Source organism: Bifidobacterium pullorum DSM 20433 (genome assembly GCF_000771405.1).
GTDB classification, from domain to species: domain Bacteria; phylum Actinomycetota; class Actinomycetes; order Actinomycetales; family Bifidobacteriaceae; genus Bifidobacterium; species Bifidobacterium pullorum.
The window spans coordinates 196,832-219,212 of record NZ_JDUI01000007.1 but is presented as its reverse complement, the minus strand read 5'-3'; the positions used below and the strand labels follow the sequence as shown (position 1 = coordinate 219,212).

Sequence of the window (22,381 nt, the reverse complement as noted above, 5' to 3'; positions counted from 1 at the left end):
GGATGCTCTGCCAACTGAGCTACGCAGGAATACTGCATGCCCGGCGAACTGCCGCGCACAAGAAATTAAGAATAGCCGTAAATGACACGAGTGCAACTTCGGCGTGTCGCCTGTGTGAGGGACGGTGCCGCATCCGGTGGATAACCCGGTATCGTTCGACCACATTCCCCGTGGATTCTGGACGTTCCCGCCGTGGGACGGCACACTGGATACGGGGAGGGCAAGCGAATGGGGGACACCATGGATGACGGTCATGACGGACGGATGCGGCGGCGGCGATATCTCATCCGGCGGCTGAGGGAACGCGCGCGGGGGATGGCGCGCATATGCCTGGTCGGCGGTGTGGCGGTGCTGTGCGTGGCGGCGTTGACGCTGATGCCGTACCGCACCGTGACCCGCGCGCGGGGCGATACGGCATCGGACAGGGGATGCCGGGCGACGATGGTCTGGCCTGTGTCCGCGCCGAAGGTCACGGAGGCGTTCGACCCACCCCCGCAGCCGTGGAACCCGGGGCATCGCGGGGTGGATCTGGCGGCGTCGGACGGCGAGACGCTGCTCGCGCCCGCCGACGGCGTCATCGCCTTCGCCGGCAAGGTGGCGGGTAAGTCCGTGGTCACGATACGGCACGGGGCGTTGACCTCCACCTTCGAGCCTGCTGAAACCGATCTGCCGGTCGGCAGCGGCGTGGAGCAAGGCGATCGGTTCGCATATGTGGCGGGCGCATCCGATCACTGCGACGGGACATGCGTCCACTGGGGGTTGCGGAACGGGAGCGACGCATACCTGGATCCGCAGGCACGGACGGGATTGCGCAAAATCGTGCTGAAGATGGTTACGGAATCGTAACTTATGGGGTTGTCCCATAGTACAATCCATATGTCAGCGTTTCATCGTCAGGGAGTGACATGGACAAGGAATACACCCGGCCGTTGCAGGAGCCGATCGATAGCAATGTCAACCTGTTCTCCATTCTGGAGGAACGGGCAAGGCGTACCCCGCAGGATTCCTTGGTGGAGTACAAGGATGCCCAGGGGCGGTGGCAGTCGTTCACCGCCACCGAGTTCAAGGATCTGGTGGTCTCCCTCGCCAAGGGGCTGATCGCCCGCGGCGTGATGCCCGGCGATTCGGTTTCCGTGATCTCGCACACCTGCTGGCAGTGGACCGCCCTGGATATGGCGATCATGTCCATCGGCGCGTTGACGGTTCCGGTGTATGAGACGAACTCGCCGGCGCAGGTGGAGATGATCTTCAACGACGCGCAGGTCCGCATGGCCTTCGCCGAGAACGACGAGCAGCGCGACAAGATCGAGTCGGTGCGCGGCGCATGCCCGAATCTGAACGACGTGTACGTCATCGACCGCGGGGCCATCGAAACGCTGCAGGAATACGGCCGCAGCGTCAGCGACGCTGAATTCTACGAGCGCGAGCGCGCCATCGGCGGCGACGATCTGGCCACCATCGTCTACACCTCCGGATCCACCGGAGTGCCCAAGGGCATCGAACTGACCCACGGCAGCTTCGTGTTCATCACCTATTCGGGCGTGCAGTCCATGCCGGACATCGCGATGAAGCCGAACCGTCGTCTGCTGCTGTTCCTGCCCCTGGCCCACGTCTTCGCCCGATACATGCAGTTCTTCTGCTTCGCGGGCAACGTCACGCTCGGCCTGTCCAGCAACCTGAAGACGATCCTGGCCGACTTCAGCGCGTTCAAGCCGACCTTCATCCTGGCCGTGCCGCGCATCTTCGAGAAGATCTACAACGCGGCCTCGCAGAAGGCGGGCCGCGGGCTCAAGGGCCGCATCTTCGCGGACGCCACGGTGGTGGCCCGCGAATGGTCCAAGGCGCAGCAGTCGGGCAACGGCATCCCCGTGGCGTTGAACATCAAACATGCCGTGTACGACAAGCTCGTCTACTCCACGATCATGGACGTGTTCGGCGGCAACGTGGAATACGCCGTGTCCGGCGGCGCGCCATTGGACATCTCCATCGCGCATTTCTTCAACGGCGTGGGCCTGCCGCTGCTCGAAGGCTACGGCATGACGGAAACCTGCGCGCCGTCGAGCGTGAACCCGACGGTCGGCTACAAGATCGGCACCATCGGCCTGCCGTTGGAGGGCGTGACGATGGGCATCGACGAGAACGGCGAACTGTGCATCAAGAGCCCGGCGGTCTGCAAGGGGTACCATAACAACCCCGAACTCACCGAGCAGCAGATCGTCGATGGGTGGCTGCACACCGGCGACCTTGGTTCGATCGACGACGACGGATTCGTCACCTTGACCGGACGCAAGAAGGATCTGATCATCACCGCGGGCGGCAAGAACGTCTCACCCGGCGCCATGGAGGCTTCGGTCATGACATCGCCCGTGGTCAGCCAGTGCGTGGTGGTGGGGGACAGGAAGCCGTTCGTCGCGGCCATCATCACATTGGATCTGGGTGAGACCAACCTGTGGCTGAGCTCCCAAGGGGCCGAACCCGTGGCGGACCTTGAGGCCGCCGCCGCCAATCCGATCGTCCGCGCGGAGGTGGAGCGCGCCGTCAACGTGGCCAACGAGCTGGTCTCGCGTGCCGAGTCGATCCGCAAGTTCGAGATCGTGCCCGACGAATTCACCGAGGCGAACGGTCTGATGACCCCGAGCATGAAGGCCCGTCGCCAGGCGGTCACCGAACACTACCGCGACCTGATCGATACCGTGATCTACGCTCCGGTGAAGCGCTGAATCCGCGCAACGCGGAGCGACGACGATGATTGGGAGGGACCTGTGCGGGTCCCTCCCAATCATCGTTCGCGGTGGTTCCTATGGCTCGCCACCCCGGATGGGTTGCGGATGGCCGGGTGCGGCTTCGTTACAGGCCGGCGTCCGCCAGGGTGATGTAGCCGGGGTCGATCAGCGCCTCCTTGAGGTTGCCGGCGCTCACCGCCACCAGCGGCTCGGTCAGCGTGGGGACCTTCTCGCCTTCCATATCCGTAGTGCCGATGCCATCGATCGCGTCCAGCGGCTCGCCGGCGTCGAGCCGTGCGCAAACCTCGGCGATATCCTTGCTGATGGCCAGTCGGTCCTCCAACGCGGTCATCCACTGCTGACCGTCGACGATTCCGGGGATGATGTCGCGATACGCCCCGTACCCGGTCACGATCGGCCAGCGGGAGTTGATCTGTTCGATGTCCTTCTCGTCGTCGGGGGATTCGGTCTCTTCGGGGGCCTTGATGGGGTCGGGCACCAGCTGTTTGGTGATGTCCTTCCTGCCGGTGATGTTGCCCACGATCCCCGAGATGGTGATCGAGGGGTTGATGTCCGCGGAGGTGCCCACGTACCCCAGTTCGGACAACTGGTCGGTGACCACCGAGGCCACATAGTCGTTCATGGCGATGACGCCGTCGATGCGGGTGTGGCCGTCTTTGTCATCATCCATGTTCAGCCGGGCGGTCAGCTCCGCTCTGATCCCGTTCTCGTCGGAGGCGTCGAACGCCACGCTTCGCCAGTCGTCGGCGGTGGTTTCGGCGGTCAGCTTCCCCGAGGGGCATACCGCCCTGCCGTCCTTGAAGTACGGGGCCAGCACGGTCCATACGCCGCGGAACGCGGCCGCCGCGAACTCGTCGGAGGGCTGATCGGTCTGCGTGGCTTCGTCGGAGGAATCGCCATCGTCGGATTGTCCATCCGTGGTCGCGTCGAAGGGCAGCAGCACCTCGATGGATTTGGGGTTGTCCACGCTTGTGGCGTCGAGGTTGAGCTTGTCGACCATGTTCTGCGCCTGGATGGTGCCGATGCGTTCCGCGTCGGACATCTGGACGAACGCGTCCGGCGCGAATCCTTCGATGGCATTCGACAGCAGGACGATGGTCATGCCGGCCTCGCGGGCCAGGTCGAGCGTGGTGACCATGCGCTGGGCGGCCTGGACGTACCTGGTCTCGTCCTCGGAACGTTCCCCGTCCGAGGGGTCGGCATCCTCGTCTCCTGCATCGTCATGCCACACGATGCGTCCGGAGACATAGTCGCCATACTGGCGCGTGGCATCGCCCGTCTCCGCGGCGGGCGCCACCACCAGGGTGATGTCCGCCGCCTTCGGATCGTCCTCGCCCGGCGTCAGCGCATCGACCACATAGTCCTGCAGATCGCGGCTTTGGCGGTTCAGGTCGTCGGAGGTGTGGATATGGATGTCCTCCTGACCAAATCCCCGATCCTGCAGCGCCTCGGAGATCTCCGGCGTCAGCTCCTGCCATTTGTTCAGCGGGGTGTGCTGCGAGATGGTCAGTCCATCGGCGGGGGTGAATATGGCGACGACCCCCGTCTCGGGTTCCTCCTGCTGCGGGGGCTGCGCCTCCTGGCGTGCGAAACAACCCGACAGCGGGAGCATCAGCGAGAGGATCGCCGCCGTCGCCGTCAGACGGACGAGGACCTGTCTGCGTAGCATCATCACCTCATTTGCCGTGGTACACCTTCTGTACCCCGATTGTAGTGGGCGTTTCATAGCGACGCCCGGACACGGTCGAAATCCGTGTTCCGGGCGTCAACGTCAGCGGCGGTCTGTTCCGCCATGTTCGTTCCGGACGGGCAGGCGGTCAGCCGTGCAGCGCCTTCGCCAGCTCCTCGTCCAACGCATCCATGAACCCGTCGGTGTCCAACCACGGCTGGTCGGGCCCGATCAGCATCGCCAGATCCTTGGTCATACGGCCGGATTCCACCGTGGCGATGATGACCTGTTCCAGCGTCTTGGCGAAGTGCTCGACCTCGGGCGTGCCGTCGAGCTTGGCGCGGTGCTTGAGGCCGCCGGTCCACGCATAGATCGAGGCGATCGGGTTGGTGGACGTCTTCTCGCCCTGCTGCCAACGGCGGTAGTGGCGGGTCACGGTGCCGTGCGCGGCCTCGGCCTCCACCGTCTGGCCGTCCGGGGTCATCAGCACGGAGGTCATCAGCCCCAGCGAGCCGAATCCCTGCGCGACGGTGTCGGACTGCACGTCGCCGTCGTAGTTCTTGCACGCCCACACGTAGCCGCCGTGCCACTTCAGCGAGCTCGCGACCATGTCGTCGATGAGGCGGTGCTCGTAGGTGAGCCCCTCCTGCTCGAACCGCTGCCGGTATTCGGTTTCGAACACCTCTGCGAAGATGTCCTTGAACCGGCCGTCATAGGCCTTGAGGATCGTGTTCTTGGTCGACAGGTACACCGGATAGCCGCGCATCAGGCCATAGTTGAAGCAGGCGCGCGCGAAGCCGCGGATCGAATCGTCGAGGTTGTACTGCACCTGCGCCACGCCGGAACCGGGGTAGTCGAACACCACATGCTCGATGGGTTCGGAACCGTCCTGTGGCGTGAACGTGACGGTGAGCCGGCCGGGACCCGGGACCTTGAAATCGGTGGCCTTGTACTGGTCCGCGAAGGCGTGGCGGGCCACGACGATCGGTTTGGTCCATCCCGGAACCAGGCGGGGGATGTTGGAGATGACGATCGGCTCGCGGAAGATCGTGCCGCCCAGGATGTTGCGGATCGTGCCGTTGGGGGACTTCCACATGCGCTTGAGGCCGAATTCCTCGACTCGTGCCTCGTCCGGCGTGATGGTCGCGCATTTGACGCCGACATGCTCCCGCTTGATGGCCTCGGCCGCGTCGATGGTCACCTGGTCGTCGGTGGCGTCGCGGTTCTCGATGCCCAGGTCGTAGTAGTCCAGGTTGACGTCGAGATACGGCAGAATCAGACGATCCTTGATCTGCTTCCAAATCACACGGGTCATCTCGTCGCCGTCGAGTTCGACGATCGTGCCTTCGACCTTGATCTTGGACATGGGCTCCTCCTCTTGCGATGCTTGACAACGGTTCCAGTCATATCGCAAGCTCATGATGCGCGTCGGGTTTGTCCACGATGTTGACACCGTGTCCCGCCTACGCGATCGAGTCCCGCCTGAGCATTAGCCTTGGAAGCATGTCTCAGGAAATTGAAATCGGTCTGGGCAAGAAGGGGCGTCTTGCCTACGCGCTCGACGACATCTCGATCGTCCCGTCCCGCCGCACCCGTGACTCCGGCGACGTGTCGACGTCCTGGCAGGTCGATGCCTACGAGTTCGACGTGCCGGTCATGGCGGCGCCGATGGATTCGGTGACCAGCCCCGCCACGGCGATCGCCATGGGGCGTCTGGGCGCCTTGGGCGTGTTGGACCTGGAGGGATTGTGGACCCGTTACGAGGATCCCGAACCGATCTTCGACGAGATCGCGTCGCTGCCCGCGGACGAGGCCACCCGCGCGATCCAGCGGGTGTACGCCGAGCCGATCAAGCCCGAACTGATCACCCGGCGCCTGCATGAGATCCGTGACGCGGGCGTCACGGTCGCCGGTGCCCTCTCGCCCCAGCGCACCCAGCAGTTCTACTCCACCGTCGTCGACGCAGGCGTGGACCTGTTCGTCATCCGCGGCACCGTGGTCTCCGCGGAGCATGTGTCGAACACGCATGAGCCGCTGAACCTCAAGCGTTTCATCTACGACCTGGACGTGCCGGTCATCGTCGGGGGAGCCGCGAACTACACCGCCGCCCTTCATCTGATGCGCACCGGCGCGGCCGGTGTGCTGGTGGGTTTCGGCGGCGGCGCCGTCTCCGCGACGCGCACCACGATCGGCGTCGAAGCCCCGATGGCCACGGCCATCGCCGATGTGGCCGAGGCCCGTCGCGACTACATGGACGAGTCGGGCGGCCGGTACGTGCAGGTGATCGCGGATGGCGGCATGGGCACCTCCGGCAACTTCATCAAGGCGTTTGCGCTCGGCGCGGATGCCGTGATGCTCGGCGCGCCGCTGGCCCGCGCCACGGAGGCGCCGGGGCGGGGCATGCACTGGGGCGCCGAAGCCCGGCACCAGACCCTGCCCCGTGGGTTCCGCACCGATGTCGGCACCGTGGGCACGTTGGAGGAGATCCTGTTCGGACCCAGCCATCAGGCCGACGGCACCACGAACTTCATCGGCGCGTTGCGCCGTGCCATGGCCTCCACCGGATACGTCGACCTCAAGAGCTTCCAACGCTGCGGCGTGGCCGTGAACGCCCATCGGAAGGACTGATCGGGCACCCCGGTTCTCCACTTATCCACATTTTCACCCCGCATCCTTGCGGGGTGATTGTTTTTGTGCTGTGGTGAAGCTGTAAGCATTGGGGCGGGGCGGCGATGCGGCCGTATCCGCGGACGGCAAGGGGGCATCATGAACAGTGACGGCGGGCATGAGATCACACGAGGGGTGGTCAGCGACGACGGCATCATCCACATCGAGTTGTCGAAGGAGCCGGTGTCGTACCATATCGTCCGATGCCTTGCGGACGGCATCACCTCGGAGCAGAGCCGCTCCCTGGCGATATCGTCGTGCTGGCTGGTGTGCATGTGCACGGATGTCATCCGCGGGCGCCAGACGACGGCCATGCTGCAGCGGCGGGTCACGGGCGAGTGCCTGCAGCGGCTGGAGACATTGGCGCAACTGATGCAGGACCATGTCCGCAGCCATCGTGGTCCGGAGGACCGGCTGCGTTTCCTGCCTGTCGTGCCGCACAAGCTCATCGGCATGTTCGTCAGCGCCACCACGTTGGAACTGAGCGCGTACCTGACGATCGGCCGCACGCAGCGATGGGCGAATCTGGTGCTCAGGCGCATCGGCGGCCGCTGGATGTGCACCGTCGCCGACATCGGGTGACTGCTCCCGCGCCGGGACGCTCCGATACCCGCGAAGGTGGCGAGCGGCACTAAGATATATGGCATGTTGCGTGAATTTGCAGTGGAGCTCATCCACGAAACCACCGAAGAGGACACCATCTACGCGCTGCTGGCCAGGCGCGCGGAACGGGATGCCGAGGGCGTTGTGGCCCAGTGGCAGGACGAGTCGCGCCAGTGGCATGACGTCACGGCGGCGCAGATGCTGGAACGGGTGCGTGCCGTGGCCAAGGGCATGATGGCGCTGGGAGTGCGTCCCGGCTGCATGATCGTCGTATACGCGCCCACCTGCTACGACTGGGGGGTGGTCGATTTCGCCTGCGCGGCCATCGGCGCCGTCAGCGTGCCGATCTATGAGACCGATTCCGCCGCGCAGGCGGAGAACATCGTCAACGATGTCGAGCCGGTCATCGCGTTCGCCGGCGGCGACCGTCGCACCCAGACGCTCGAACGGCTGCGCGACGAGCATGACGGGTTCAAATACGTGTTCAATTTCGAGGCGAACGGATTGGATGCGGTCGCCGACTTCGGCACATCGATCGACGACGGGGAGCTCGATCGCGCCATCGCCCGTGTCAAGGCCGACGACCTGACCACGATCGTCTACACCTCCGGTTCCACCGGGCGTCCCAAGGGGGCGATGCTGTCGCACCGCAACTTCGTCCATATCGTGTACGCCGGATACGACGTGCTGGACGAGATGCTCTACCAGCCCAGCCGCCTGCTGCTGTTCCTGCCGCTGGCGCACTGCTTCGCCCGCTACATCCAGTACGTGGCGATCGGGGCCAACGGCGTCGTCGGCTACATCCCGAACGCCGATCATCTGCTGGCCGACCTGCGGGGGTTCAAGCCCACGTATCTGCTGGGCGTCCCCCGCGTGTTCGAGAAGGTCTACAACGCCGCTTCGCAGAAGGCGGGCGCGGGCATCCGAGGCCGTATCTTCGCCAAGGCGGTCGCGCATTTCACCCAGTGGTCCAAGGACGAGATGGCGCACGTCCCGCACCCGGTGACCGAACGGCTCCGCCATGCCTTCTTCATGAAGGCCGTCGGCTCGTCGGTCCGTTCCGCGCTGGGCCCCTATCTGAAGTACCTGGCCTGCGGCGGTGCGCCGATGAACGCCGATCTAGCGCATTTCTTCAACGGCATGGACGGCATCACCTTCATCCAGGGATACGGCATGACCGAAACCGCGGCGCCTTGCGTGGTCAACTTCGAGGATGCGAATCGTGTCGGCTCCGCCGGACGCCCCGGCCCGGGCATCGCGCTGAAGCTCGCCGACGACGATGAGGTGATGATCAAGGGGCCGAACGTGTTCCTCGGCTACTATGGACAGCCCGACCTCACCGCGGAGGTGCTGGAGGAGGACGGCTGGCTGCACAGCGGCGATCTGGGCAGCATCGACGACGACGGGTTCCTGTACATCACCGGGCGCAAGAAGGACATCATCATCACCGCGGGCGGCAAGAACATCAGCCCCGCGCCGATGGAGGACATCATCAACACCTGCCCGATCGTCTCCCACAGCGTCATCGTCGGCGACAACAAGCCGTTCGTCTCCGCCCTGATCGCGCTGGACGACGAGATGCTGCGCTCGTGGCTGGAGGGACAGGGACTCGACGCCACGATGGATGGCGCGCAGGCCGCGCGGAACGACGCGGTGCGCGCCTGCGTCCAGCAGTACGTGGACCAGGCCAACGCCAATGTCTCCCGTGCCGAATCGGTGCGCAAGTTCGAGATCCTGGATCATGACTTCAACCAGGAGGAGGGCACGCTGACGCCGAGCATGAAGGTGGTGCGTCCCAAGGTGCTGCAGCGGTACTCCGATCTGATCGAGGACGTGCTGTATGCGCCGAAGAACCCGGCCCGTCCGATTCCCGCCACCGTGCGCATCCTGGACCGGACCACGGAGACGGTACGTCAGGCGTCCGAAACGGTCAAGCAGGCCTCGGAGAGCGTCAAGCAGGCCTCGGAGACGATGACGCCGAAGATGCGCCAGGCCATCGATCAGGCCAGGACCAACATGTCGGATTCGCTTGCTAGCGTGTCCGAGAAGATTCGTCGGCAGCAGGCGGAGTCCGACGTCGCATCCGTCGAGGATGAACCCGACGGCGGCGAGCCCGCCGACGTGGAAACCGACCGAGACGAGTGAAGTTCGACGAGAACGAAGGAGAACGTTGTGGCGATTCGTGAGATTCGTGTAGTGCCCGATCCCGTGTTGCGTACGCCGTGCGATCCGATTACGGACATCACGCCGGCCGTGCGCCGACTGGTGCAGGATCTGCTGGACACGGTCGACGATCCGGGCAGGGCGGGCCTGTCGGCCAACCAGATCGGTGTGAGCCTGCGCGCCTTCTCCTACAACATCGACGGCAAGATCGGCTATGTGCTCAACCCCGTTCTCGAGGAGACCCGCGGGGAGCAATACGGCGACGAGGGCTGCCTGTCGCTGCCGGGGCTGTGGTACGGCACCAAGCGCGCCGACTACGCCCGAGTGCGGGGCATCGACCTGGACGGCAAGACCATCGTGCTGGAGGGCACCGGCATCATGGGGCGCATGCTGCAGCATGAATGCGATCATCTGGACGGCCATGTCTACATCGATCGTCTGGAAAAGGACGAACGCCGCAAGGCCATGCGCATGATGCGCGGCAGCCGTTAAACGAAGAGCCGGCGTGCTCTTCGTGGGCTGCCTTCGGGCGTCGCCCCGTCATCCATCGGATGGCGGGGCGTTGTGCTATCATCTGACCTCGTGTGCCACCCGGTGAGTCCCGCGGTCGCAGGCGGGGCGAACCACCCAATATCGTCTACCGGCACACACCAATTCGCGCCATGTCCGCGACGGCCTGTGTCGGTCGGTCCTTCGGGATTGCACGCAGGTGCGCATGGCCAGGCAAGAACCGACAATGAAAGGTAGTCATATCATGGCTCAGATCACGATGAGCGAAATGCTCAAGGCCGGCCTGCACTTCGGCCATCAGACCCGCCGCTGGAACCCGAAGATGAAGCAGTACATCCTCACCCAGCGCAACGGCATCCACATCATCAACCTGTTCAAGTCGCTCGACATGATCGACACTGCGTACGATTTCATCAAGCAGACCGTCGCTCACAACGGCACCGTGCTGTTCGTCGGCACCAAGAAGCAGGCTCAGGAGGCCGTGGCCAAGCAGGCGACCCGCGTGAACATGCCGTATGTCTCCGAGCGCTGGCTCGGCGGTATGCTGACCAACTTCCAGACCGTGTCCAAGCGCGTCGCCCGCCTCAAGGAGCTTGAGGAGATGGACTTCAGCGATGTGCGCGGCTCCGGCCTGACCAAGAAGGAGCTGCTCCTGCTCGAGCGCGAGAAGGACAAGCTCGCCAAGCAGCTGGGCGGTATCCGCAACATGAACCGCACTCCTTCCGCGATGTTCGTCGTCGACATCAACAAGGAAGCGCTGGCCGTCGAGGAGGCCCACAAGCTGGGCATCCCGGTCATCGCGATCGTCGACACCAACACCGATCCGGAGAAGGTCGAGTACCCGATCCCGGCCAACGATGACGCGATCCGCGGCATCGAGCTGCTGACCAGCCTGATGGCCGACGCCGTGGCCGATGGCCTGCTCGAGCGTTCTGGCAAGGCCACCAAGGCCGAGGGCGAGTCCGAGCAGCCGATGGCCGAGTGGGAGAAGGAGCTCCTGACCCAGGAGAACACCGCCGAGGCCCCCGCCGCTGACGCTCAGGGCGAAGAGACCAAGGCCGAGTGAGTTTCCTTTACGATGGGAGGTGCACGCCTCCCATCGTGGGGCGAATCAAACAGTTTTCAGAGGAGACAAAACCAATGGCAGCAATCACTGCAGCTCTGATCAAGCAGGTGCGTGAAGAGACCGGCGCCGGCATGATGGACGTCAAGAAGGCCCTGACCGAGGCCGAGGGCGACGTCGCTCGCGCCAAGGAGATCATCCGCGCCAAGGGCATCCAGGCCGCCGGCAAGCGCGAGGGCCGCAAGGCCCAGGAAGGCACCATCGCCTCCACCGTCGTCGAGTCCGCGAACGGCCAGACCGGTTACGCGGTCGAGCTGAACTCCGAGACCGACTTCGTGGCTAAGACCCCGAAGTTCGTGGAGTTCGCCGACACCGTGCTCGGCTACGCCGTCAAGGCCGACGCCGATTCCGCCGAGGCCCTGCTGGCCGGCGCCGCCGAGAACGGCACCGTCAAGGAGGCCGTCGAGGAGGCCGCCGCCCTGTTCGGCGAGCATGTCAAGGTCGGCCAGTTCGCCAAGATCGCCGGCCCGCATGTGGAGATCTACGCCCACAAGAAGTCCGTCGAGATGCCGCCGAGCATCGTGGCCATGATCGCCACCGACGAGGCCGGTGCCGCCGTGGCCCACGAGGCCGCCCTGCAGATTTCCGCCATGGGCGCCCAGTGGCTGACCCGTGAGGATGTCCCGGCCGAGGTCGTGGAGTCCGAGCGTCGCGTGGCCACCGAGAAGTCCCTGGCCGAGGGCAAGCCGGAGAAGATCGTGCCGAAGATCGTCGAGGGCCGTCTCAACGCCTTCTACAAGGAGAACGTCCTGCTCGAGCAGGCGTTCGTCAAGGATCCGTCCAAGTCCGTCGGCGACCTGTTCAAGGAAGTCGGCGGCCAGGCGCTGGCGTTCGCCCGCGTCGAGGTCGGCAAGGGCGAAGAGGCGTGAGCCTATAGCCGGATGACCTGATCCGTTCGGGGTCCATACCCTTCGGGGTATGGACCCTTCGCGTTTTCGGGCGCATCCCGTTCGCGGCGTCGGGACCTGCGGCGGTGCGATGACGGGGGAACGCCCGCGTATGCCCTAAGCTGGAGTCATCGCTGTATGACTTGACGAAAGGAATCGATTATGGTCAAGGTGGCGAGCGGCAACGTACTGTGGACCCAGCGCAAGCGCAACTGGTGCCGCACCCCGTTCACGTTCACGGTCTATACGCTGACCGATCAGGAGCTGTCGATCAAGACGGGCATCCTGAACGAGAAATTCAATCTCATCAAACTGTTCCGCATCGTCGACATCTCCGTGGAACGCACCTTCCTGCAGCGCATCTTCGGCATGTCCACGCTGGTGTTGAACACGCACGACAGCTCCTCCGGAGACGGCGTGGTCAAGCTGATCAACATCATTGACGGGTTCGGCGTGCGTGAGCTCATGCAGGGCGCCGTGGATGATTCGCGCCGGATGAACGGCATGACCACACGCGAGTTCATCGGCGGCGACGCCCCCGGCGGTATGCCCGGACCCGGCTTCGACGGCGGTTTCGGCGGCATGGACGGCGATTTTGGCGGCGCGGACGGCGATTTCGAAGGCGATGTGGCCTGACGGGTGTCGGTACGCCACGTGTCGCGTTTTGCGGATAGTCTGGGAAGACGGTAACTTCCGACGGAATCCAAGAAAGGATACCCGATGACAGGAGACGTCAGCGATAACCCGCGTAGGGTGCTTCTCAAACTTTCAGGCGAGGCTTTCGGCGGTGGAGCGGTCGGCATTGACACATCTGTGGTGCGCCGCATCGCCGAGGAGATCGTTCCCGCCGTGCAGCAGGGCGTGCAGGTGGCGATCGTGGTCGGCGGCGGCAACTTCTTCCGCGGCGCCGAACTCCAGCAGGCCGGCATCGACCGTTCCCGCGGCGACTACATGGGCATGCTCGGCACGGTGATGAACTGCCTGGCCCTGCAGGATTTCCTCGAGCAGGAGGGGCAGGCCACCCGCGTGCAAACCGCCATCACGATGGGCCAGGTCGCCGAGCCGTACATCCCGCTCAAGGCCATCCGCCATCTGGAGAAGGGTCGTGTGGTGATCTTCGGCGCCGGTGCCGGCATGCCGTACTTCTCCACCGACACCGTGTCGATCCAGCGTTCGCTGGAGATCCACTGCGACGAGGTGCTGATGGGCAAGAACGGCGTCGACGGCGTCTACACCGCCGACCCGCGCAAGGACCCGAACGCCAAGCGTTTCGCCACGTTGAGCTACAACCGTGCCCTGGTCGACAACCTCGCCGTCATGGACGCCTCCGCGCTGTCGATGGCGCGTGACAACAAGAAGCGCATCCGTGTCTTCGGTCTCGAAGGCGAGGGCAACGTCACCAGCGCCCTGCTGGGCGAGGAGATCGGCACCCTGGTGTCCACCGCGGAATCCACGGTCGTCGACTGACGACGCCATCCGCACAGCCGTACCAAGAACCCAATACCGATACAAGGAGAACACTATGGCAACCGTTATCGATCAGGCCAAGGACCAGATGGCCAAGTCCGTCGAGGCCACCAAGGAGAACTTCGCCGGCATCCGCACCGGTCGCGCGAACCCGGCGCTGCTCAATGGCATCACCGTCGACTACTACGGCAGCCCGACCCCGCTGAAGGCCGTCGCCTCGATCGGTGTGCCGGAGCCGCGCACGCTGGCCGTCACCCCGTTCGACAAGTCGCAGGCCGCCGCCGTGGAGAAGGCCATCCGCGATTCGGATCTGGGCGTCAGCCCGAACCGTGACGGCAACGTGATCCGCGTCACGCTGCCGGAGCTGACCGAGGACCGCCGTAAGGAATACGTCAAGCTCGCCAAGACCAAGGCCGAGGACGGCAAGGTGGCCGTGCGCAACATCCGCCGCAAGACCAAGGAAGGCATCGACAAGGCCGTCAAGGACGGCGAGATGGGCGAGGATGAGGGCGATCGCCTGCTCAAGGAGCTCGACAAGGTCACCAAGCAGGTCTCCGACGAGATCGACGCGCTGCTGGAAGGCAAGCAGAAGGAGATCATGGAGGTCTGATCCTCCCGAAGGCCTCGTGAGAAGGAACGGTATGGAACAACTCGATCAGCGCGAGAAGGAGGCCGAGGAGGCCATCGCTTCGATCAACAAACGGACCGGACGCAATATGCCCCAGGCCATCGCCACCGCAGCGGCGCTGGTGGCGGTCATACTGGCGTGTCTGCTGATCCGGATCGACCTGTTCGTCGTGCTGATCGTGGTGTTCATGATGCTGGCGTTGTGGGAGCTGCGCGTCGATTTCGCGACGGCCGGCCTGCATATCCCGGTGGTGACGTTGTGGGTGTGTTCCGCGGCCACGCTGTTCGCCACCTACTATGCGACGCATCACATCATGACGCTTGCGTTGTGCATCATGGGCACGCTGCTGCTGGTGGCGTTGTCCGCCACGATGAAGCTCAGCCTCGGCAACCGCCTGTCGCTGGCCGTGGCGGACAAGCTCTCGCACACCGACGCCAGCGCCCGTCTGGAATCCTCCTTCAACCATGAGCGGGGGGAGCGCAACCACAGCAGGCTCAGCCATGTGGCGGTGTCGCTGTTCACTGTGCTGTACATCCCGCTGCTGGCCGGGTGCCTGATCATCCCGCTGACCTTCGGCGGCCACCCCGTGGCCCACGCCATCATGCTGGTGTTCCTGCCGGCTCTGAGCGATACCGGCGGACTGTTCGCCGGCGCCTGGCTGGGCAAACACAAGCTTTCGCCGCGCATCTCCCCGAAGAAATCGGTCGAGGGGCTGGTCGGCTCGATGCTGTTCGCCATGATCGGCGCCTTCGCGATCTTCGCCTGCACCTATGACGGCGCCGTATGGGCCTCGCGCTGGTGGGTGCCGATCGTCATGGGCGTCATGGTCGGCGTGGTCGGCACCTTCGGCGACCTCTGCGCCTCCATGCTCAAGCGCGATATCGGCATCAAGGACATGGGCCATCTGCTCAAAGGCCATGGCGGCGTGATGGACCGCGTCGACTCGATCCTGATCAGCGCGCCATTCATCGCCATCATGCTGTGGGTCGCCGGACTGTAATCCGCAACAGGCCCACACGGACGGCATATGCCGTTTCCATGGCGACCGCCCCGGATCATTCCGGGGCTTTTGCTATTGATAGGGTAGGAATGCTCGAGCGAGAGTGCGGAGATGTGACGGAAATGACGAACTCGAATGACATGCCCGAAACCGGCATCACCCCCGGCGGCACCACCGGTCCGTTCCGCGACGTGCTGGCCAAGGACCACGCGCGCCGCGGCAAGCCACCGGTCCATTTCGCCGACATGACGCCCGAGGAACGGATCGCCAAGGCGGGGGAGCTGGGGCTGCCGAAGTTCCGCGTCAAGCAGCTGGCCAACCACTACTATGGTCATTTCGATGTCAATGCCGCCGAATTCACCGATTTCCCGGCAGCCAAGCGGGCCGAGGCCGCCGAGGCGTTCTTCCCGCAGCTGATCACCGAGGTCACACGTCAGGTGGCGGACGAAGGCATGACCGTCAAAACCCTGTGGCGGCTGTTCGACGGCTCGCTGATCGAATCCGTGCTCATGCGGTACCCCTCCCGCACCACGTTGTGCATCTCCAGCCAGGTGGGCTGCGGCATGGGCTGCCCGTTCTGCGCCACCGGCAAACTCGGCCTGACCCGCAACATGTCGGCCGGTGAGATCGTCGAACAGGTACGCGTGGCGGCCAAGGCCATGCGCGACGGCGAGGTGGCTGGAGGCCCCGGCAGGCTCAGCAACATCGTGTTCATGGGCATGGGCGAGCCCATGGGCAACTACCGTTCCGTACTGAGTGCGGTCCGGCAGATCAGCGCCATGCCGCCCGAGGGATTCGGCATCTCCGCGCGCAACATCACGGTATCCACGGTGGGCGTGGTGCCGGGTATCCGCAAACTCGCCGAGGAGTGCATCCCCGTGCGTCTGGCCGTCTCCCTGCACGCCCCGAGCGACGAGCTGCGCGACGAACTGGTGCCGATGAACAAGCGGTTCAACACCACGCAGGTGCTCGACGCCGCACACGATTACTTCCTGGCGTCCAAGCGTCGCGTCAGCATCGAATACGCGCTGATGCGCGGCATCAACGACCAGGCGGAGCACGCCCGTCTGCTGGCCAAGCGCCTGAACCATTACGGCGACGACTGGGCCCATGTCAATCCGATTCCGCTCAACCCGATCGAAGGGTCGCGCTGGACCGCGTCCAAGCCCGAGGACGAGCAGCGGTTCCTGGACATCCTGCACGCCGCCGGCATCACCGCCACCTTGCGTGACACGCGCGGTCAGGACATCGACGGCGCATGTGGACAGCTGGCTGCCAAAGGACAGCCGGGCGGCGAGGGCGGATCCCAGGGCTGAAACGATCGGCGGCGAGGCCCGCGAGACGCCCGGAACGCATTCCGCCTGACGGAACATACGACGGCGCCGCGCCGGCGAACGGCTACCCTTGGGTGTGCCGGCGGGACAGCCGCCGCATGGTTGCAGGCGTGGCCCACACAGAGAGCGAGGAGAGCAGATGTCATTGGCCGTACGAGTCATTCCCTGCCTGGACGTCGATGCCGGGCGCGTGGTCAAAGGCGTGCATTTCGAGAACCTGCGCGATGCGGGCGATCCGGTCGAACTGGCCGCCGAATACTATCGCCAGGGCGCTGACGAGCTGACGTTCCTGGACGTCACCGCATCCAGCTCCAACCGCCAGACCACCTATGACATCGTCACCCGTACGGCCGAGCAGCTGTTCATCCCGCTGACGGTGGGCGGCGGCGTGCGGTCCGTCGAGGACGTGGACCGGCTGTTGCGCTGCGGCGCCGACAAGGTGGGCATCAACACCGCCGCCATCAACGATCCGAGTCTGATCAGCCGCATCGCCGACCGTTTCGGCAGCCAGGTGCTGGTGCTGTCTGTGGACGCGCGCCGCGAACAGGGGGAGCGGCATACGCAATCCGGGTTCGAGGTCACCACGATGGGAGGCCGCAAGTCCACCGGCATCGATGCGATTTGGTGGGTCAAACGCGCCGAGGAGTTGGGCGCCGGGGAGATTCTGCTCAATTCGATGGATGCCGACGGCACCGAGCACGGATTCGACCTGGAGATGATCCGCGCCGTCCGGCATGAGGTCTCGATCCCGATCATCGCCTCCGGCGGTGCGGGCAAGGTGGAGGATTTTCCGCCGGCCATCGAGGCCGGGGCCGACGCCGTGCTGGCCGCTTCCGTGTTCCATTACGGGAAGATGAAGATCGGTGACGTGAAAGAGGCGCTGCGGGCCGCCGGATACACCGTCCGCTGAACGATACGTACGACAGGGAACCGAGGAGATTTCAGATGCATCCGACCGAACGGTACGATAACGACGTCACATTGGATTCGCGCATCGCGCAGCGGCTCAAACATGACGATAAGGGGCTGGTCGCGGCCGTCATCCAGCAGTACGACACCCATGAGGTGCTGATGGTCGGCTATATGGACGACGAGGCGCTGCGCCGCACGCTGACGTCGGGGCGTGTGACCTTCTGGTCGCGTTCGCGCCGGGAATACTGGCGCAAGGGCGATACCTCCGGGCACGTCCAGTATGTGAAGTCGGTGGCGTTGGACTGCGACGGCGACGCGCTGCTGGTGCAGGTGGACCAGGTGGGCGCGGCCTGCCATACCGGCAAGCGTTCCTGCTTCGACGAAGGCGGCAGGCTCCCTGTGGTGGTGGGCGTGCGCCCGGAGGAACTGGATTGCGCGGACGAGCCGGCGGACGACGAGCGCTGACAGCTCATCCCGCTGTTCGCTTCGTTTTCGCAAGTCCTGCCGGTTTTGCTGTTTTCGCTGGTCTTACCGGTCCGATCAGTCTCACCTTATGAGATAGTCAATCTGTTCCGGGGCTCCTTTAGCCGCATAGCAAGACGGTCGAGGAGTTTTCCCGCATGAGTTCGCTACAGTGTGCGGTACCCAACCACTCAACCAAGGAGAACCCATGTCGGTACTTGACGAATTGGTGGCGGGCGCACTGGAGGATCAGCGTACCCGCGAACAGGCCATGCCATTGGACGTCGTGAAGCAGGCCGCGGCCGCGGCCCCGGCTCCGCTGGACGCCCGCCGATGGCTTCGTCATGCCGATGAGGTTCCCGTCATCGCCGAGATCAAACGCGCCTCGCCGTCCAAGGGCCATCTGGCCGATATCCCCGATCCGGCGGCGTTGGCCGCCGAATACGAGCGCGGCGGCGCCGCGGCCATCTCGGTGCTGACCGAAGGACGACGGTTCCTCGGCTCGTTGGACGACCTCGACCGCGTGCGCGCCGCCGTGCATATCCCCGTGCTGCGCAAGGATTTCATCACCACCCCGTATCAGATCTGGGAGGCGCGGGCGCACGGTGCGGATATGGTGCTGCTGATCGTAGCGGCCCTGGATGACGCCACGCTGCGCGCGCTGCTGGAACTGACCCACGAACTCGGCATGACGGCGCTGGTGGAAACCCATACCGCCGAGGAAATCGAGCGCGCGGTCACCGCCGGTGCAGGAGTCATCGGCATCAACGCCCGCAATCTCAAGGACCTGTCCGTCAACGTGGGCAATTATCGGGAACTGGCCGCGGCGCTGCCGCAGGATGTCATCAAGGTGGCGGAATCCGGCGTGTTCGGCCCGGTGGAGCTCGAGGATTACGCTCGTGCCGGGGCCGACGCCGTGCTGGTGGGCGAGGGCGTGGCCACCGCGGAGCGTCATGATCTGGCCGTCAAGCGGCTGGTGGATGCCGGCAAGCGTGTGAAGGTGTCGGAACGCCGTCCGTTGGCGGACCACGATGGGCCGTACTTCGGCCGGTTCGGCGGCCGTTTCGTGCCCGAGGCCCTGATCCACGCACTGACCGAGCTTGAACAGGTCTACGACGAGGCCAAGGCCGATCCCGCGTTCCGTGAGGAATTCGACCGGCTCAACCGGCTGTATGTCGGACGGCCCTCGCCGCTGACCGAGGTGCCCCGGTTCGCGCAGCGGCTCAATGAACGCGTCGGCATCAACGCGCGCGTGTTCCTCAAGCGCGAGGACCTCAACCACACCGGCGCCCACAAGATCAACAACGCGCTCGGACAGGCCCTGCTGGTCAAGCGCATGGGCAAGACCCGCGTGATCGCGGAGACCGGCGCCGGCCAGCACGGCGTGGCCACCGCCACGGTCTGCGCGCTGCTGGGGCTCAAGTGCCGCGTCTACATGGGCGAGGTGGACGCCCGCCGCCAGGCGCTGAACGTGGCCCGCATGAGGCTGCTTGGCGCCGAGGTGGTGGAGGTCAAGCTCGGCTCCCGCATCCTCAAGGACGCCATCAACGAGGCGCTGCGCGACTGGGTCACCAACGTGGAGACCACCCACTACCTGCTGGGCACCGTGGCCGGACCGCACCCGTTCCCGACCATCGTCCGCGATTTCCAGAAGATCATCGGCGAGGAGGCCAAGGAACAGCTGCGCGGCGAGTACGGCATCGACCACCCCGACGCCATCTGCGCCTGCGTGGGCGGCGGCTCCAACGCCATCGGCATCATGAACGCGTTCCTCGACGACGAACGCGTGCGTCTGTACGGGTACGAGGCCGGCGGCCACGGCCCCGAATCCGGCGAACACGCCATCCGCTTCGCTCCGGGCACGGGCCAGATCGGCCTGTTCCAGGGGGCCAAATCCTATCTGTTGGAGAACGAGGAAGGCCAGACCCTGGACACCTACTCCATCTCCGCCGGTCTGGACTACGCCTCGGTGGGCCCCGAACACGCATGGCTCAAGGAGATCGGCCGCGTGACCTACGACTACGCCACCGACGACGAGGCCATGAACGCCTTCAAGGACCTGTGCGAAACCGAAGGCATCATCCCCGCCATCGAAAGCTCCCACGCCGTGGCCGGCGCCTACAAGGCCGCTGCCGACCTCAAGGCCCGGGGAATCGACGAGCCGGTGATGATCGTGAACCTCTCCGGACGCGGAGACAAGGACGTGGCCACGGCCGGACGCTGGTTCGGCTATCTGACCGATGAACAGAGCAAGGCGTTGGACGCCAACGGCGCGCACGGCAATGCCGTCAGCGAATGAGACAGAGGTGAACAAGATGACTCAGACAACAGCGCAGGCCACCGCTCCGCAGCCGTTGGGCCTCAGCCGCCGTCCCAGCCCCAGCGAGGCCATGTTCGACGCGTTCCGCGCGCAGAACCGCCCCGCCTTCATCGGCTACATGCCGTACGGGTTCCCGGATCCCGAAACCACCCATGACGCGCTGCGCACGATGGTCACGCACGGCGTCGACGCGGTGGAGATCGGCCTGCCCTACACCGATCCGGTGATGGACGGCCCGGTCATCCAGGCCGCCTCGCAGGTGGCGTTGGACAACGGCGAGCGCATGGCCGGCGTGTTCCGTGCGGTCGAGACCGTGGCGAACGCCGGCGGCGTGCCGCTGATCATGAGCTACTGGAACGTGGTCTTCCATTACGGCGTGGAGCGCTTCGCCCGCGATCTGGAGAACGCCGGCGGCGCCGGCATCATCACGCCGGATCTGATTCCCGACGAGGCCGGCGAATGGATCGAGGCCTCGGAACGGCATGGACTGGACCGCATCTTCCTGGTATCCCCGGATTCCAGCGACGAGCGTCTGGCGAACGCCGCACTCAACGCGCGCGGCTTCATCTATGCGGCCTCGCGTATGGGTGTCACGGGGGAGCGGGATACGCTCTCCTCGTCCCCCGAGGTGCTGGTGGAGCGTACGCGCCGCGCCGGAGCCAGGAACGTGTGCGTCGGCATCGGGGTTTCCACGCCCGAACAGGCGCGCACCGTGGGACGCTACGCCGATGGCGTGATCATCGGCTCGGCGTTGGTGCACACCCTGTTGGACGACACCCGTCGCGCCGCACGCGATGTACGGGAAGGGCTGGACGCGCTGGCCGCCAAAACAGAATCGTTGGCCGAAGGCGTGCATAACGCCCGAAAGTGAGCGATTCCGTACTACCATCAGGGACTATGACACTAGCTTCGATTCCTTCGCCGTCGATCTCCACCTTCGAGATCGGCCCGCTAACCATCCACATCTATGCGTTGTGCATCCTGGCGGGCATCATCGCCGCCGTGGCCATGACCACGGTGCGCTGGAAACGGGTCGGCGGCGACTCCGACCAGATTCTTGACATCGCCATCGTCTCGGTACTGGCGGGCATCGTCGGCGCACGCCTGTACCACATCATCACCACGCCGGAACGGTTCTTCGGCCCGGATGGCGACCCGATGGAGATGATACGCATCTGGAACGGCGGCCTGGGCATCTGGGGAGGCATCCTGTTCGGCGCGCTGGCCGCTTGGGGCTGGTGCCGGCACAAGCATTACCCGATGGCGTTGCTGGCCGATGCCGTGGCCCCGGCGCTGCTGGTGGCGCAGGCCATCGGACGCTTGGGCAACTGGTTCAACCAGGAGCTGTACGGCGGCGAGACCACGCTGCCGTGGGGGCTCCAAATCGACGGATCCGACGTGTTGTACCATCCCACGTTCCTCTATGAGCTGATCTGGAACCTGATCGGCGCGGCCCTCATCATCTGGATTGGACGCAAGGCGGCCGGCGTGCTCAAGGCCGGCTCATTGCTGACGATCTACGTGATGTGGTACACGGCCGGCCGCACATGGATCGAGGCCCTGCGCATCGATTACGCCCATACGTTCCTGGGCGTGCGGATCAACGTGTGGGTGTCCATCGCGGTATTCATCTGCGGTGTCATCGCATTCGTCGCCGTGCAGCGCGTCGGTTCCGCCCCGGAACCGCTGCGGGAACGCCTGGCCGCGGTCACCGCATCCGAACAGGCCGGGCAGGCCCCGCATCCGGAACCTGTCGAGCCGATCGATTCGGCCGAGTCCGCCGAACCGGTCGAAACGGTCGGGTCGCCCGAATCCGCCGAACCGACGGCGGAAACGGAACACCCGGACAATGTTGCGTGACACTCGGCTAAACTCGGTCATAACGTCGCAAA

The 22,381-nt window shown here is 65.0% G+C and carries 20 protein-coding genes; 18 read left to right on the top strand and 2 right to left on the bottom strand.

Annotated features, from left to right (window positions below):
- The first annotated feature begins 315 nt into the window (after positions 1-315).
- Both OU11_RS04505 and OU11_RS04500 read left to right on the top strand, forming a co-directional pair.
- Complete coding sequence (locus OU11_RS04505; protein WP_223224094.1) at positions 316-846, top strand: M23 family metallopeptidase; 531 nt, start codon at positions 316-318, stop codon at positions 844-846.
- Positions 847-905: 59 nt separating this feature from the next.
- Positions 906-2,720, top strand: a complete 1,815-nt coding sequence (locus OU11_RS04500) for an AMP-dependent synthetase/ligase (protein WP_033514693.1) — start codon at positions 906-908, stop codon at positions 2,718-2,720.
- A gap of 127 nt (positions 2,721-2,847) precedes the next feature.
- Here OU11_RS04500 and OU11_RS04495 read toward each other — a convergent pair whose 3' ends face one another.
- Both OU11_RS04495 and OU11_RS04490 read right to left on the bottom strand, forming a co-directional pair.
- Positions 2,848-4,416 (bottom strand): substrate-binding domain-containing protein, encoded by a 1,569-nt coding sequence (locus tag OU11_RS04495; protein ID WP_033514692.1) that lies wholly within the window; start codon positions 4,414-4,416, stop codon positions 2,848-2,850.
- 145 nt (positions 4,417-4,561) lie between these two features.
- On the bottom strand, positions 4,562-5,779 hold the full coding sequence (locus tag OU11_RS04490; protein ID WP_033514691.1) for an NADP-dependent isocitrate dehydrogenase: 1,218 nt from the start codon (positions 5,777-5,779) through the stop codon (positions 4,562-4,564).
- Positions 5,780-5,916: 137 nt separating this feature from the next.
- Here OU11_RS04490 and OU11_RS04485 point away from each other — a divergent pair, with 137 nt between their 5' ends.
- From OU11_RS04485 to lgt, 16 genes are all read left to right on the top strand, one after another.
- Positions 5,917-7,041 carry a GuaB3 family IMP dehydrogenase-related protein gene (locus OU11_RS04485; RefSeq protein ID WP_033514690.1) on the top strand — a complete coding sequence of 375 codons (1,125 nt, stop codon included), beginning with the start codon at positions 5,917-5,919 and terminating at the stop codon, positions 7,039-7,041.
- Between the two features lie 138 nt (positions 7,042-7,179).
- Positions 7,180-7,662, top strand: coding sequence for an Rv3235 family protein (locus OU11_RS04480; protein ID WP_052122624.1), 483 nt, complete (start codon positions 7,180-7,182; stop codon positions 7,660-7,662).
- A 63-nt stretch (positions 7,663-7,725) separates the two neighbouring features.
- Positions 7,726-9,828, top strand: coding sequence for an AMP-dependent synthetase/ligase (locus tag OU11_RS04475; protein WP_052122623.1), 2,103 nt, complete (start codon positions 7,726-7,728; stop codon positions 9,826-9,828).
- Positions 9,829-9,855: 27 nt separating this feature from the next.
- The gene (locus OU11_RS04470; RefSeq protein ID WP_033514689.1) at positions 9,856-10,338 is read left to right on the top strand and encodes a peptide deformylase; all 483 of its coding nucleotides are present in this window, start codon (positions 9,856-9,858) and stop codon (positions 10,336-10,338) included.
- A gap of 262 nt (positions 10,339-10,600) precedes the next feature.
- Positions 10,601-11,422 (top strand): 30S ribosomal protein S2, encoded by an 822-nt coding sequence (gene rpsB, locus OU11_RS04465; RefSeq protein WP_033514688.1) that lies wholly within the window; start codon positions 10,601-10,603, stop codon positions 11,420-11,422.
- A 74-nt stretch (positions 11,423-11,496) separates the two neighbouring features.
- Positions 11,497-12,348: a translation elongation factor Ts gene (gene tsf / locus OU11_RS04460; RefSeq protein ID WP_033514687.1), complete on the top strand. Its 852-nt coding sequence runs from the start codon at positions 11,497-11,499 to the stop codon at positions 12,346-12,348.
- 180 nt (positions 12,349-12,528) lie between these two features.
- Positions 12,529-13,002, top strand: a complete 474-nt coding sequence (locus OU11_RS04455; RefSeq protein WP_033514686.1) for a PH domain-containing protein — start codon at positions 12,529-12,531, stop codon at positions 13,000-13,002.
- 84 nt (positions 13,003-13,086) lie between these two features.
- A complete protein-coding gene (pyrH, locus tag OU11_RS04450; protein WP_033514685.1) occupies positions 13,087-13,833 on the top strand; it encodes a UMP kinase in 747 nt (248 codons plus the stop codon).
- A gap of 55 nt (positions 13,834-13,888) precedes the next feature.
- On the top strand, positions 13,889-14,443 hold the full coding sequence (gene frr, locus OU11_RS04445) for a ribosome recycling factor (RefSeq protein WP_033514684.1): 555 nt from the start codon (positions 13,889-13,891) through the stop codon (positions 14,441-14,443).
- Between the two features lie 31 nt (positions 14,444-14,474).
- A complete protein-coding gene (locus tag OU11_RS04440; RefSeq protein ID WP_033514683.1) occupies positions 14,475-15,461 on the top strand; it encodes a phosphatidate cytidylyltransferase in 987 nt (328 codons plus the stop codon).
- 122 nt (positions 15,462-15,583) lie between these two features.
- The gene (gene rlmN, locus OU11_RS04435) at positions 15,584-16,777 is read left to right on the top strand and encodes a dual-specificity RNA methyltransferase RlmN (RefSeq protein ID WP_033514682.1); all 1,194 of its coding nucleotides are present in this window, start codon (positions 15,584-15,586) and stop codon (positions 16,775-16,777) included.
- Between the two features lie 157 nt (positions 16,778-16,934).
- Positions 16,935-17,705, top strand: coding sequence for an imidazole glycerol phosphate synthase subunit HisF (gene hisF / locus OU11_RS04430; protein WP_033514681.1), 771 nt, complete (start codon positions 16,935-16,937; stop codon positions 17,703-17,705).
- 35 nt (positions 17,706-17,740) lie between these two features.
- Complete coding sequence (gene hisI, locus OU11_RS04425) at positions 17,741-18,172, top strand: phosphoribosyl-AMP cyclohydrolase (RefSeq protein WP_033514680.1); 432 nt, start codon at positions 17,741-17,743, stop codon at positions 18,170-18,172.
- A 205-nt stretch (positions 18,173-18,377) separates the two neighbouring features.
- A complete protein-coding gene (locus OU11_RS04420; protein WP_033514679.1) occupies positions 18,378-20,468 on the top strand; it encodes a bifunctional indole-3-glycerol phosphate synthase/tryptophan synthase subunit beta in 2,091 nt (696 codons plus the stop codon).
- A gap of 16 nt (positions 20,469-20,484) precedes the next feature.
- The gene (gene trpA / locus OU11_RS04415; protein ID WP_033514724.1) at positions 20,485-21,360 is read left to right on the top strand and encodes a tryptophan synthase subunit alpha; all 876 of its coding nucleotides are present in this window, start codon (positions 20,485-20,487) and stop codon (positions 21,358-21,360) included.
- A 26-nt stretch (positions 21,361-21,386) separates the two neighbouring features.
- A complete protein-coding gene (gene lgt / locus OU11_RS04410; protein WP_081963436.1) occupies positions 21,387-22,349 on the top strand; it encodes a prolipoprotein diacylglyceryl transferase in 963 nt (320 codons plus the stop codon).
- Positions 22,350-22,381 lie beyond the last annotated feature (32 nt).

Bases quoted from the DNA above. Each gene is read 5' to 3' on its own strand.
- OU11_RS04440 (WP_033514683.1), top strand. From the start codon at position 14,475: ATGGAACAACTCGATCAGCGCGAGAAGGAGGCCGAGGAGGCCATCGCT.
- rlmN (WP_033514682.1), top strand. From the start codon at position 15,584: ATGACGAACTCGAATGACATGCCCGAAACCGGCATCACCCCCGGCGGC.
- OU11_RS04485 (WP_033514690.1), top strand. From the start codon at position 5,917: ATGTCTCAGGAAATTGAAATCGGTCTGGGCAAGAAGGGGCGTCTTGCC.
- lgt (WP_081963436.1), top strand. From the start codon at position 21,387: ATGACACTAGCTTCGATTCCTTCGCCGTCGATCTCCACCTTCGAGATC.
- frr (WP_033514684.1), top strand. From the start codon at position 13,889: ATGGCAACCGTTATCGATCAGGCCAAGGACCAGATGGCCAAGTCCGTC.
- hisF (WP_033514681.1), top strand. From the start codon at position 16,935: ATGTCATTGGCCGTACGAGTCATTCCCTGCCTGGACGTCGATGCCGGG.
- OU11_RS04480 (WP_052122624.1), top strand. From the start codon at position 7,180: ATGAACAGTGACGGCGGGCATGAGATCACACGAGGGGTGGTCAGCGAC.
- OU11_RS04490 (WP_033514691.1), bottom strand. From the start codon at position 5,779: ATGTCCAAGATCAAGGTCGAAGGCACGATCGTCGAACTCGACGGCGAC.
- OU11_RS04455 (WP_033514686.1), top strand. From the start codon at position 12,529: ATGGTCAAGGTGGCGAGCGGCAACGTACTGTGGACCCAGCGCAAGCGC.
- rpsB (WP_033514688.1), top strand. From the start codon at position 10,601: ATGGCTCAGATCACGATGAGCGAAATGCTCAAGGCCGGCCTGCACTTC.
- trpA (WP_033514724.1), top strand. From the start codon at position 20,485: ATGACTCAGACAACAGCGCAGGCCACCGCTCCGCAGCCGTTGGGCCTC.
- pyrH (WP_033514685.1), top strand. From the start codon at position 13,087: ATGACAGGAGACGTCAGCGATAACCCGCGTAGGGTGCTTCTCAAACTT.
- OU11_RS04495 (WP_033514692.1), bottom strand. From the start codon at position 4,416: ATGATGCTACGCAGACAGGTCCTCGTCCGTCTGACGGCGACGGCGGCG.
- OU11_RS04475 (WP_052122623.1), top strand. From the start codon at position 7,726: ATGTTGCGTGAATTTGCAGTGGAGCTCATCCACGAAACCACCGAAGAG.
- hisI (WP_033514680.1), top strand. From the start codon at position 17,741: ATGCATCCGACCGAACGGTACGATAACGACGTCACATTGGATTCGCGC.
- OU11_RS04420 (WP_033514679.1), top strand. From the start codon at position 18,378: ATGTCGGTACTTGACGAATTGGTGGCGGGCGCACTGGAGGATCAGCGT.
- OU11_RS04500 (WP_033514693.1), top strand. From the start codon at position 906: ATGGACAAGGAATACACCCGGCCGTTGCAGGAGCCGATCGATAGCAAT.
- OU11_RS04505 (WP_223224094.1), top strand. From the start codon at position 316: ATGGCGCGCATATGCCTGGTCGGCGGTGTGGCGGTGCTGTGCGTGGCG.
- tsf (WP_033514687.1), top strand. From the start codon at position 11,497: ATGGCAGCAATCACTGCAGCTCTGATCAAGCAGGTGCGTGAAGAGACC.